Below are 12,677 nucleotides of genomic sequence, written 5' to 3' on the forward strand. Positions count from 1 at the left end.
ATTATGTTTGTGTTTCAGATTTAGAAATTACTACTACGATGAAAAAACTACACGTTTTATTTTTATTTATAATGATGGTTGCAGTGACGGTTGTCTCTTGTGATGACGAACCTCTTGAAGGGGTTTTTAGCGTTACAGGTGATGGATCTGATCCAAGTGAACCGGATCCAGATAGTGAAACTTGCCAATTAGCTTTTGATACTCTCGTAGCAGCACAGGCGGCTTTTAGTAGTGCAACAGAGGCAAATTACTCACAAGCTTGTGGTGCATATGCAACTGCAATTCAAGCAACAATTCAACTTTGTGGTGATGCATCTGGAACATTACAAGCTACTCTTACAAGCTTAGGAGATTGCTCTACGCCAGATTCTTGTTTTCAAGCGGAGACTGCTGTAAATGCGGCATTAGGAGCTTTTAATAATGCAACTAGTGAGAATGAAGAACAATTATGCATTGCTTATAGCGCCGCTTTAATAACTCAAATAGAAGCTTGTGGTGATGCAAGCGGAAATATACAAGCTACCATTGACGCGTTGAACTGTGGTGGTGATTGTGCTGCAGCACAGGTTACTACATCAGAAGCGAGAGAGATATTTAATGCAGTAGATCCTCTTGATGAGGAAGCGTATACTGCAGCTTGTGCAGACTACTCGATGGCTTTACAGACGCAAATTGCTGCTTGTGGAGATACAGATGGAAGTCTTACTGCTATTGTACAAGATCTAGGAGATTGCTCTCCACCAGAACAAGATGGGCCAGTGCAAGTAACCGTGGGAGAAGTATTTACAAATTTTAATACAGCTACTGTTTCCATAAGCGGATCTTTACTGAGCGTGGTTGCAACAGATATCGATACGGGAGATACGTTTACTTTTGATATAGTATTACAGCAAACAGGAGATAATGTGATGCAAAATACGATTCTAACAGTAGGAGGTGTTGTGCACACACCATCTATAGAAGCGACGACTCCATTTGTAAATAATATCACTGCAAACGATGGTACTACAATCGTAGGAACTTTTTCTGGAACATTTACAAATCCAGATAGCGAAGAAGTACTTACCGCAGATGGAGTAATTAATATTATCTATTAATATCCATAAACGACATATTTTTAAAGAGCATCTGTAACCAGATGCTTTTTTTATGTGTTGTTATTAATGATGGCTCATTTATTGTACATTTAATTCTATGAAAAAAATATATATGAAAGGTATAGCTATTGCTGTGCTTATGTTTGTGACTACGGCTGTAAGCGCTCAAAGAGAGCGAGTAAAAGGAAGTAGAAATGTGAAAGATGTATCTGAGGTATTACGTCCATTTACAGATATTAAAGTAACAGATGGTCTAGAAGTTACACTTATTGCAGATTCTCAACCAGGCTACGAGCTTGAGATGGATGATAACCTTATTGAATTAATAAGCTTTGATGTACGTGATAGTGTATTGCTAGTTTCTGCGAGAAAGGATATCAGAAGTGCAAAACGTCTTGATATCACGGTGCGTTTTGTGACTCTTAATTCTGTAAGCTTAGATGCAAAGAGTAAGGTGAAAGCACAATCTGTTCTTAAATCAGATTTTTTTAGAGGAAGTTTTTTAGATGATAGTCAGTTTGAAGGAGAGGTAAAAGCAACACAAGCTTCCATAACTGCAAATTCAAATTCAAAAATTGAGATGGATTATATGGGTGATGATTTGACCATGAATGTTACAGATAACGCTTTCGCGAAAGCGGATATCAATACAAAAAAATTCACGCTATCTGCATCTGAAAGATCAGACCTAGAATTAATAGGAAATGCTCAAACTGTAACGCTGGATTTAAAAGACAATGCTGAGTGCAAAGCTCAAACATTTAATGCAGATGTGATCAACGTAATCGGAGCAGGAAATTCTACAACAATTGTAACTGCAGATCAGGAGATTGTTGTAGATCTTGCAGATAAAGCACAACTTCAAGTGTATGGTGAACCTAAATTAACGATAGAACGTTTTACAGGAACCTCAAAAATCTTAAAGAAGGAATAAAAATTACAACATGGAATTCTATAAAAAAATGCCCTCTTATGAGGGCATTTTTTATTCTTGTAAAGAAATGTTTTTAAGGATTATCCTCTTGTAATATCTCCAGAACCAGAAACCTTAGTGTCTTGTTTTGATGGGTTTCCTACGTACTCTATGTCACCAGAACCAGTTACACGAGCTCTTATGCTTTTTTCACAAGCTACGCGTATATCTCCAGAACCTGTAACTTGAGCATCTACCGTCTCTGCTTTAAAGCGTCCAGCTTCTATATCTCCAGAGCCTGTAACTTTTACAACGTGATCTCTGGTGGAACCTTTAAGTATCAGGTCACCAGATCCTGTCACTCGGCTCTCTGTACGGTTTGCTTCCACAATAAGAGCAACATCTCCAGATCCAGAGACAGAAACTTCAAAAGTATTTGCTTTTATTACATCATCACTCATAATCTCCCCAGATCCTGATAATGACACTCGATCTAAATCTCTAAAAGGAATTTTAATTTTAATATCCTTTCCGTAGCTCGTCTTTAGATTTTGCTTGTTTTGAACTTTGATAGTAAGTCTATCGCCGTTTACTTCTGTTTCAACATAATCTAGTAGGTTGCTTTCTCCTTGTAATGTGATTTCTCCTTCCTCTCCGGCTACTAGTGTTACGTCAAAGAATCCAGCGATGCTAATCTCATCATATTCTCCTACGTTGCGTGTCTCGGTTTCTAGCTGTCCATTACCTTTTATACTCTTACCCCACCATTGTGCGTGGATTTGTGTACTTGCTAAAAGAATGAGACTGAGTGTGATTAATTTTTTCATGAGTGTTGTTTTTTGATGATTGATTATTAGTTTTTGAATAAAGTGACGCCACCGTATTCTGAGTTGATGTTTACGTGATTATTAGTATTAGAATTTCCTCTGTATCCTTCGTAGTATTTGTCTGAAGATTCTATGCGCTCCTTATTAAAAGTGAGATCTTCTTTACCGCTCAAGCCTGCATACTCTAGTTTTATAGCAAACGTAAAGTTGTATTGAGGGTTATAGCCAACTTTAATACCCGTGTAGTCACTCTGTATAGAGATGTCTCCAGCATCGCTAGCCAGTTCTTCTATACGTATGCTCCCATAATCTGCATTGATATTAAGATCTCCATGTACTACACCAATTTTTGCAGATATGTAATCTCCTCGACCTATAATGTCTTTAGTATCTCCAGTAATTACAGAGCCATAGTCACAATTGTAGTTTAAGTTTTCAATACTCCCAAATTCAGACTTACTATAATCTGCATTAAGTTCAATATCTCCTCCTCTTTCTAAGAAAAAGCTTGAGTAGTCTGCATTAATACGTCCGCTCTTCATGTATCCTATGGTGCTATTCTTAGTGTAGTCAAAGTTGAGGTAGTTATTTTCTGCTAGTAGTTCGCCTATCGTGATTTTCCCATAGTCACAATTTATTTTTGCATTACCCTCTAGTCGGTCAATATTAATTCCTCCATAATCATTGCTTACATCTACCATACTAGTTGCTGGAAGTTTAATGGTGTAGTTGATTTCCATATTTACATTACTGTTTTTCCAGCTGTTCCACCACGATCTGCTACTGCTTTTTTCGAAGTTTGTTTTTGCGCTTACATAACTACTTGATCCTTCAAAATTGACATCAATCTCGTCTAGTTTTTCTTTTACGCGCTCCTCGTCGTTACCATTAGTTTTTACTAGAACTTCAATGACGATTCTGTTTTCGTTCCAGCTCACCATATTGACATTTCCATAGCTATTGTCAATCACCAGTTTTACATTTGGATTTACAGTATATTCTTTTTTGATTCTCTTTTCCTTAGTGTATTTCCCTTGAGGGTCTACACTCGCAGCCATCACCATAGAAGGGATAATGAGTGCTATAAGTAAGAGTTGCGTTATTTTCTTTTTCATAAGATTATTATTTGAGTAACTAGAGCGTTACGGCTTTTTCAATAGTATTTAATTCTTTGATGGCATCCATTTGTTCTACTACATGCTGTAGGAGGTCAATTCTATTCTGGAAGTTGTCTATCATTGCGTAGATCACACGCTTATCTTCTCCACTTTCAGAAAGGTCTTTCTTTAAACTATCATAATTCTTCTCTAAGATTTCAAGTTGCTTTATGGCATCCATTACCATGGCTTGGTTCTCAGGATTCATGTTCTCTTTAATATCAAAGAGCTCGCGTTCTATTGTTTTTGTAAAGAAATCTTGCGTGTTTTCCATTTCTGGAGAAACATCTGCGAGTTCCTTAGCTTTAGGCGTATTGTTAAACTGTGTAAGAATTAATCCTGCAAGAAGAATCACACTCGCTGCAATAAACAGCGGTCGCATCCATTGTATTGTTTTTGTTTCCTTTGCAGGAATATCCTCTGTAGCCTGCGCCTGTAATTTTGCTAGAAAATTAGCTTTGTGATCTGCACTAGGTGCAGCTGTATCCAGACGTCCTTCCAGTCGTTTAAATACTTGATCTATAGGTTCCTTTTTCATTGTTATTTAATAGTTTGCGTAAGCTGTCTTTTGCTCTTGACACCATGGTTCTGCAGTTTGCATAGCTTACATTCATTATCTCACTCATTTCCTCGTAGTCATAACCTTCTATAAGATGTAAAGACAGTGATTGTCTATAATTATCTTTAAGCATACTCATAGCATGAACGACTTCTTGTGCTCTCACACTTGTGAGGTCTACCTCACTCACACCCTCTGCATCATCTTCTATCTTATATAGATGATCTTCTAGCGGTGTTTCATCTAGTTTCTTTCCCTTGTTATAAGCATTGAGGCTATTATTTACCACAATACGTTTTAACCAACTTCCAAAGGATGCCTCACCCTTATAACTATCGAGCTTTGTAAAAGCACTCAAAAAGGACTCTTGCATAATATCTTCTGCCTCTGCCTCGTGTTTTACGATGCGTAGCGAAGTATTGTACATCGCATTGTAGTAGCGGTTATACACCTCCATTTGAGCACCCTGATTACCTTGCTGGCACAGTGTTATTAATTCAGTTATTTGATGGTTGGTAAAATTCACTTTTGGTTCATTCTATAGTAAAGATGCGTGTTTTATTTCTTTGTTACACTTTCGTGAAAATTTGACAACATTATTTTGAATCCTTTGAATATAAGGAGGTATTTACTTCATAGATAAAGAACGCGCATTTGTGTTGGTTCTTCAAATTTTCGCGAAAGCAAAATACTCCCTTGGCACAACAATTGAATTAAAGTTCATAGTGAGGGTAACCATTATCTTATGATGGGCTAAACTCACTATATTTAAAGAGAATACTAATAGTTATACATCCACAAGGCGCGTAGCAGTACACGACATTGTGGCACACATTATATATGGCAAAACCAAAATTTACAACATTAGACAGATTGTCACTGCAAGAGATAGATGGAGATGCAGAATTAATCCCCTTAATGACTCCAGAAGACGAGGAGGTAATTAATAACGAGGAGCTTCCAGAAAGCTTGCCTATTTTACCTTTGCGTAACACCGTACTTTTTCCAGGAGTAGTCATCCCTATTTCGGCAGGAAGAGACACTTCTATAAAGCTTATAGATGAAGCAAATAAAGGAGGGAAAGTAATAGGAGTAGTAGCTCAGAAAGATGAAGAGGTAGAAAATCCAGGTGAAGATGATATTCATAAGGTAGGCGTAGTAGCGCGTATTTTACGTGTGCTTAAAATGCCAGATGGTAACGTTACAGTTATCATACAAGGTAAAAAACGCTTTGAGGTAGATCAAGTAACGCAAGTAGAGCCTTACATGAAGGCTACTATTAAGGAATATGTTGAAGTTCGCCCAGAAGCAGGTGATCAAGGTTTTAAAGCAGTTATCGATTCTATAAAGGAATTATCGCTTAAGATTATCCAAGATTCGCCAAATATTCCTTCTGAGGCTTCCTTTGCAATTAAGAATATCCAGAGTGATTCTTTCTTAATCAACTTTGTGAGTTCAAACATGAACCTCTCTGTTGCAGAGAAGCAAGAGCTTCTTAACATAAACGACTTGCATATGCGAGCACTTGAGACGCTTAAGTTTATGGATATGGAGCGCCAGAAGTTGGAGCTTAAAAATGATATTCAGAACAAGGTTCAAAATGACATGAGCCAGCAGCAGCGTGAGTATTTCTTACACCAGCAGATGAAGACTATCCAAGAAGAACTGGGTGGAGCTAGCTCTGAGGATGATCTAGAAGAAATGCGTGCACGCGCAAAGAAAAAGAAATGGGATGCAAAAGTTGAGAAGCACTTTAATAAGGAGCTTTCAAAAATGCAACGCATGAATCCTCAGGTAGCTGAGTATAGCATACAGCGCAATTACCTTGATTTATTTTTAGACCTTCCTTGGAATGAGTTCTCTAAAGATAAATTTGATTTAAAACGTGCCATGAAGATTCTAGACCGCGATCATTACGGTCTTGATGATGTGAAGAAGCGTATTATAGAATACCTAGCGGTATTGAAATTACGTAACGACATGAAGTCGCCTATTTTATGTTTATACGGACCTCCAGGAGTAGGTAAAACTTCGCTAGGAAAATCTGTAGCAGAAGCACTAGGACGTGAGTACGTACGTATAAGTCTAGGTGGAATGCGTGATGAATCTGAAATACGCGGACATAGAAAAACATACATCGGAGCAATGCCTGGGCGTATTATCCAGAGCTTGCGTAAGGCAGGGACAAGTAATCCAGTTTTTGTACTTGATGAGATAGATAAACTAAGTACAGGAAGTCAGGGAGACCCTTCTTCTGCATTACTTGAAGTACTAGATCCAGAGCAGAATAGTGAGTTTCACGATAACTTCCTTGAGATGGGTTACGACCTTTCTAAAGTGATGTTTATTGCAACTTCAAATAGTTTAAATACTATACAGCCAGCACTGCTAGATCGTATGGAGATTATAAACGTTACTGGATACACGATAGAGGAGAAGACAGAGATTGCAAAGCGTCACCTACTACCTAAGCAGCTTAAAGAGCATGGTATGACAGATGACCAGCTTAAAATAGCAAAGCCACAACTAGAAAAAATTGTAGAAGGATATACAAGAGAATCTGGAGTGCGCGGACTAGAAAAGCAAGTTGCAAAAATGGTGCGTTACGGGGCAAAAAACCTCGCGATGGAAGAAGAGTATAATGTGAAAATATCTAATGAAGATGTTATCGAGATACTAGGCTCTCCAAAAATGGAACGTAACAAATATGAAAATAACGAAGTTGCCGGAGTAGTTACAGGGCTTGCGTGGACACGAGTAGGAGGAGATATCTTATTTATAGAATCTGCTTTATCAAAAGGTAAAGGAACACTATCTATCACAGGAAACTTAGGTAAAGTGATGAAAGAAAGTGCTACCATAGCGATGGAGTACATTAAAGCAAATGCAGAGATTTTAGGACTAGAGCCTACCATTTTTGATAATTATAATGTGCACATTCACGTACCAGAAGGAGCAACTCCTAAGGATGGTCCTAGTGCAGGTATTACCATGCTTACATCTTTAGTTTCTTTATTTACACAACGTAAAGTGAAGAAAAATCTAGCGATGACAGGTGAGATTACCCTAAGAGGAAAAGTACTGCCTGTAGGTGGTATTAAAGAAAAGATTCTTGCTGCCAAACGTGCAAGAATCAAGGAAATACTCTTATGTGAGCAAAACCGTCGTGATATAGAAGAGATCAAGCAAGACTACTTAAAAGGCTTAACATTCCACTACGTAAGTGATATGAGCGAGGTGTTAGAACTAGCACTTACTAAGCAAAAAGTAAAGAATGCAAAAACGCTAGCTTAAGGTTAGGTTATCAATTTTTCGCGAAAGCGTAAAAATCATAAAAGGGAAACTCATCACGAGTTTCCCTTTTTCTTTATCCTATAGTTCTAATTATTTCCCATCCCTCTCAAAATATACTATCATTGCAATCGTTATGTATCATGATGCAGTACTGATTAATGAAAAAGAGTCTCTTTTTATTGTTGTTTGCGTGTTCACTAACGGCTTATAGCCAGTTAGGAGGACGTGCTACCTATCAGTTTCTCAACTTGATGTCATCTCCTAGGCAAGCTGCTTTAGGAGGGAAAATCATTACAAACTACGACTACGACCCAGACTCTGCGCTTTATAATCCAGCCAATATTAATTATAGGATGGATAATCAGCTTTCTGTAAACTATGTAAATTATCTGGCAGACATCAATTATGGGACGGCATCTTATGCCTATTTATGGGATAGACGCACGCAGGTCTTGCATGCGGGAATCACTTATGTAAATTACGGAACTTTTGATGGTAGGGATGAGAATGGGAACTCGACTGGAGATTTTGGCGGTAGTGAGGCGTCGCTTTCTTTGGGCTATGCACTCAATATTCCGTACACAGATTTTCATGTAGGTGCAAATGTAAAATTAATCACCTCCACACTAGCTGAGTATTCATCGGCGGGAGGAGCCATAGATCTTGGGCTTACTTATAATTACGAAGATTGGGATCTCAACGCAGCATTAGTGGTACGCAATATAGGAACCCAGTTTACACCCTATGTAGATACATTTGAGAAGCTCCCACTAGAGATAGACGCTGGTATTTCTCAGATATTACCTAACGTGCCTATACGCTGGCATGTCACGCTAGAAAATCTTCAATTATGGAACATCGCCTTCGAAAATGAAGCTAGAGGAACCACAGATCTTGACGGCAACACCACTACAGAAAAAATAGGAATTCTCGATAATGTAATTCGTCACGCGATTGTGGGCGTAGAGTTGTTTCCTAAAGGTGGCTTCAACGTACGACTAGGCTACAACTTCCGCAGGAGTGAAGAGCTGCGTATTGTCAATCAGCGTAGTTTTGCGGGTATCAGTGCAGGCTTTGGAATCAAGATTAACAAGATGCGTTTCAATTATGCATATGCTCGTTATAACAGCGCCGCGGCAAGTAGTTTTTTTGGTCTAGGCATCGACTTACAATAATTCTTTTCAATTTTAGGAGCAGTCCATTTTGGGCATATTTGCAAGGTGGTTTCCCGCTTTTCATTACAATTCCTCGTTGCGCTATCGCTACACTGCGGGATTTTCATTGCAATCGGGGCTAGCGAGTCATGCAGTCGCTTTCTTCCAATTAAAGAAGCGAGTATGCTCATCTATACTAGTAGAAATAATCTTTAAATCTATATGGTAAGCACTAGCATACGTTTTCCTATTTTTGTGTAAAACACAGACTCTTGAAAATTACCATTGCCATAGACGGATATTCATCCACAGGAAAAAGTACAGTAGCCAAACAACTTGCAGACTGGCTAGAATACATTTATGTAGATACGGGTGCAATGTATCGCGCAGTAACTTTATATGCAATGGAAAACAGCCTTATCTCTGATGGTTTTTTTGACAAAGAAAGTTTAGTAAAAAGGCTTGATGATATCGAGATTTCATTTACAAGAGATACCGCTTCTGGAAAAGCAGAGGTTTGTCTTAATGGCAAGAGTGTAGAGAAGTACATCAGAACCCTAGAGGTTTCCTCCTTTGTGAGCCCTATAGCTACTATCTCAGAAGTGCGCGCTAAACTTGTAGAGCAGCAGCAGCGCATGGGAGAAGAAAAAGGAATCGTGATGGACGGTCGTGATATAGGTACCGTAGTATTTCCTAAAGCTGAGCTTAAAATTTTTATGACCGCCAGTGCAGAGGAGCGTGCAAAACGTCGTTACAATGAGCTTGTAGAAAGAGGAGATAAAGTGAGTTATGAGGCAGTACTTTCTAACGTAGTAGAGCGAGATCACATAGATACTACTCGTGAAGATTCTCCACTCGTAAAAGCAGCCGATGCTATTGAGATAGACAATACAGAAACTAATATTGAAGATCAGTTTCATACTATATTACAACTGGCAAAAGATCGTATTGCAAAACGTCTCGTTTAATCGATAATGTCTAGGCTCCCTAAAAATTTACAACTAGCACTATCTGCATGTATTGTGATAGCCATGTCATTTGTTTATGGAGCGCATCCCAGTGTTATACTGCCTTACATTTTTGGTTTTGAAGTTCAAGATCTAGAGCTCAAAAATATCTTTAGAGCGATTATGGGAATCTACATCGCCTTTGGTGGTTATTGGATTTATGGTATTATTAATAAAAACCACTGGAGATCTGCAACCATAGTAAACGTTTTATTCATGGGTGGTCTCGCAGGAGGAAGGCTAGTCAGCACCATTCTAGACGGCTGGTCACCACAATACGGCGCAGGAATGATAGCCGAAGCTGTCATGATGTGGTGGGGTTTATGGAATCTTAGGTTTTATAGTGTTGAAGATTAATATTTACCAATTGATACTTGACAATTAAGATATAATCCGAATAATCAACACGATCAATGTTTAAGTGATTGATAAGTTGCTGCTTATCTGTAAACTTCAAAATAATAAAAACGTCTACCGTGATAAGTATAAATCACAATAGACGCTTATTTTTACAGTTAGATTTATTCCTTAAAAATCACTCAACCCCAAGCCAGCTTTTCCATTAGGTCTTAAGATTCCTTTCTCTAGACTAAACAATACTTTAAAAGGATCATTCTCAAAATCTAGATGTCCATCAAGATCTGCATACACTGTATTAGGACGAGATAATGCAAAGTGTAGTCCAGAAGAAATGCCAAGTCTACACTCATCAATACAGCCTATCATTGCTTCTAGTCCTGCAGCTCTCGCTACAGAGTTGATATGCATTGCTTCCATAATACCACCTACTTTTTGAATCTTGATATTTACCATATTCATACGGCTGTTCTGAGCAAGTCTAAAGGCATCTTTCAGTGATTTTAAACTCTCATCTGCCATAACTGGGATGTGAACTTTTCTCGTTACTTCTCCTAGTTTTTCCTCGTCTGCGACTAGGGTAGGTTGTTCGAGTATTTCTATGCGAGACGCTCTTGTTTGTTCAACAAATGTCACAGCCTGCGCTACGGTGTAGCCTTGGTTTCCATCAAAGCGTAGGGTGAGGTGTGGATGATTTTTGCGCAAGCGGTGTATTTTTTCTACATCCTCCTCCAGCGATAATCCTCCTTTGAGCTTAATAATTGTAAATCCTTGGTCTACATATTCTTGAGCTTGCTTCAAAGTCTCTTCTACACTTAAAATACCTATGGTAATACTCGTTGCAATACTATCACGATAACCGCCTAAAAATTGATAAAGCGGCACATCCATCTTTTTTGAAGTAATGTCTAGCAACGCCATGTCCACCATCGCTAGCGCAGAGGAGATAACGCTGAGCAGTGGTTTTAACTCATCAAGAATGCGCGCATAGTTGAGTGCATTTTTACCTTTAAGATATGGAATGATCACAAGGTCTAGCGCTCTAGCTACATCATCACCAGTTTCCTTTGTTACCTCAAGATCTGGAGCAGCACAACCTAAACCTATGATGTTGCTGTCTGTCTCTATTTTGAGAATAAAATTAGTTGCCTGCGATACAGTCTCATAAGCAATCGTATAGGGTGCAGTGAGTGTAAGTTCTAGACGCTCGTAACTAACGTTTGTGATTTTCATGGATTATTTAATGTGTTTTTCAAGAACCTTTATTAAGCCTTCTACGCCATGTGCAAGTACATCAAAAGCAGGAAGGCCTGTCTCGTTCGTAATCGCTTTACAAGCTGGTTCAATTTGTTCTGGTGTCATATTCTCGTGGTTTACTGTCACCGCAATGACCTTCTTGCCAGAGATTACCTCGATGGCATTAATCTGCTCTTGTAATGAGTGCAATTTATAGCCAGGGAATCCATCATATTCCAGACGTGTAGGAGCGTGTTGTAAGATTACATAATCTGGTCTTCCAGCCGCAAGGATTTCAAAACCTCCAGGGTATGCTGGGTTCATAAGACTTCCTTGGCCTTCTATCACGATTACATTAGGTTGCTCATTATTGTATGCACTCACTACTGCGTGTTCTATTTCACCAGACACAAAGTCGTTAATGCAGCTATCCATTACCATGCTGTATTTTGCACCTTGCATCCACGCAGTTTGACCGGTACCAATCATCTCCGCTTTTTTTCCGCCGTTGCGTAGTCCGTGTACGATTAACCATGAGGTTGTGCGCTTACCAATAGCGCTATCTGTACCTAAAACAGCAATCTTAAGACAATTCACTTTTTCTATTTCGCCAGAGAAAAAATGCAGGGTATCGCGGTCCGGAGTTTTACGCACGTCACGTATTTGAATGTTGTGCTCCTTACTAAGCGCTACAAGATGCTCATCATTGGTAAGGAAATCATGTAAACCACTATCTACATTCCAGCCCTGCTTAATCGCTGTTGCAATGGTTGCTCTTGCCTCCTTAGGAAGACGTCCACCATCTGGTGCAAGACCGATAACAAGTGATTTTGGAAACTCTTTTCCACCTTGTAACGCTTTAATAGCAGTCTCGATGTTTTCAAAAATTCGTATTCCATTAGGTTTTCCGTCTAGCACTTCGCCAGCATCTTTACCTGCATACGTACTGTCTATAACTCCCACGACATTATAACGTTCTGTAAAGCGCACTAAGCCGTGAGCCGTTTTTCCGTTTGCAGTGTTAAAAGCGCCTTGACAGTATACAAGCGCATTTCCGTCTATTGATTTTTTCATAT

12 protein-coding genes are annotated in these 12,677 nt (G+C 38.9%); 6 read left to right on the plus strand and 6 right to left on the minus strand.

Annotated elements, in window-relative coordinates; genetic code table 11:
- Positions 1-38: 38 nt before the first annotated feature.
- Positions 39-1,097, plus strand: coding sequence for a hypothetical protein (locus SJY37_RS09525; RefSeq protein WP_298325973.1), 1,059 nt, complete (start codon positions 39-41; stop codon positions 1,095-1,097).
- A gap of 97 nt (positions 1,098-1,194) precedes the next feature.
- Positions 1,195-2,031, plus strand: a complete 837-nt coding sequence (locus SJY37_RS09530; RefSeq protein ID WP_298325970.1) for a GIN domain-containing protein — start codon at positions 1,195-1,197, stop codon at positions 2,029-2,031.
- 80 nt (positions 2,032-2,111) lie between these two features.
- Here the strand turns inward: SJY37_RS09530 and SJY37_RS09535 are convergent, their stop codons facing one another.
- From SJY37_RS09535 to SJY37_RS09550, 4 genes are read right to left on the minus strand one after another with little or no spacing between them, the layout of a single operon-like run.
- On the minus strand, positions 2,112-2,837 hold the full coding sequence (locus SJY37_RS09535) for a head GIN domain-containing protein (protein WP_298325968.1): 726 nt from the start codon (positions 2,835-2,837) through the stop codon (positions 2,112-2,114).
- 26 nt (positions 2,838-2,863) lie between these two features.
- A complete protein-coding gene (locus SJY37_RS09540) occupies positions 2,864-3,952 on the minus strand; it encodes a hypothetical protein (protein ID WP_298325965.1) in 1,089 nt (362 codons plus the stop codon).
- Positions 3,953-3,971: 19 nt separating this feature from the next.
- Positions 3,972-4,532, minus strand: coding sequence for a hypothetical protein (locus tag SJY37_RS09545; RefSeq protein WP_298325962.1), 561 nt, complete (start codon positions 4,530-4,532; stop codon positions 3,972-3,974).
- Positions 4,501-5,010 carry an RNA polymerase sigma factor gene (locus tag SJY37_RS09550; RefSeq protein WP_379953361.1) on the minus strand — a complete coding sequence of 170 codons (510 nt, stop codon included), beginning with the start codon at positions 5,008-5,010 and terminating at the stop codon, positions 4,501-4,503. Before SJY37_RS09550 ends, SJY37_RS09545 begins: the two co-directional genes overlap by 32 nt.
- A gap of 383 nt (positions 5,011-5,393) precedes the next feature.
- Here SJY37_RS09550 and lon point away from each other — a divergent pair, with 383 nt between their 5' ends.
- The 4 genes from lon (at position 5,394) to SJY37_RS09570 (ending at position 10,365) form a co-directional block, all read left to right on the plus strand.
- Positions 5,394-7,847: an endopeptidase La gene (lon, locus tag SJY37_RS09555; RefSeq protein ID WP_379953030.1), complete on the plus strand. Its 2,454-nt coding sequence runs from the start codon at positions 5,394-5,396 to the stop codon at positions 7,845-7,847.
- A gap of 158 nt (positions 7,848-8,005) precedes the next feature.
- A complete protein-coding gene (gene porQ / locus SJY37_RS09560; protein WP_379953031.1) occupies positions 8,006-9,022 on the plus strand; it encodes a type IX secretion system protein PorQ in 1,017 nt (338 codons plus the stop codon).
- A gap of 251 nt (positions 9,023-9,273) precedes the next feature.
- On the plus strand, positions 9,274-9,969 hold the full coding sequence (cmk, locus tag SJY37_RS09565; protein WP_298325949.1) for a (d)CMP kinase: 696 nt from the start codon (positions 9,274-9,276) through the stop codon (positions 9,967-9,969).
- Between the two features lie 6 nt (positions 9,970-9,975).
- Complete coding sequence (locus SJY37_RS09570; protein ID WP_298325946.1) at positions 9,976-10,365, plus strand: DUF4345 domain-containing protein; 390 nt, start codon at positions 9,976-9,978, stop codon at positions 10,363-10,365.
- Positions 10,366-10,536: 171 nt separating this feature from the next.
- Here SJY37_RS09570 and SJY37_RS09575 read toward each other — a convergent pair whose 3' ends face one another.
- Positions 10,537-11,598 carry a mandelate racemase/muconate lactonizing enzyme family protein gene (locus SJY37_RS09575; protein WP_298325943.1) on the minus strand — a complete coding sequence of 354 codons (1,062 nt, stop codon included), beginning with the start codon at positions 11,596-11,598 and terminating at the stop codon, positions 10,537-10,539.
- 3 nt (positions 11,599-11,601) lie between these two features.
- On the minus strand, positions 11,602-12,675 hold the full coding sequence (locus SJY37_RS09580) for a DUF1611 domain-containing protein (RefSeq protein ID WP_298325940.1): 1,074 nt from the start codon (positions 12,673-12,675) through the stop codon (positions 11,602-11,604).
- Positions 12,676-12,677 lie beyond the last annotated feature (2 nt).

Origin of the sequence: Dokdonia sp. R78006 (assembly GCF_042466145.1) — a bacterium.
In the GTDB taxonomy this organism is placed as follows: Bacteria; Bacteroidota; Bacteroidia; order Flavobacteriales; family Flavobacteriaceae; genus Dokdonia.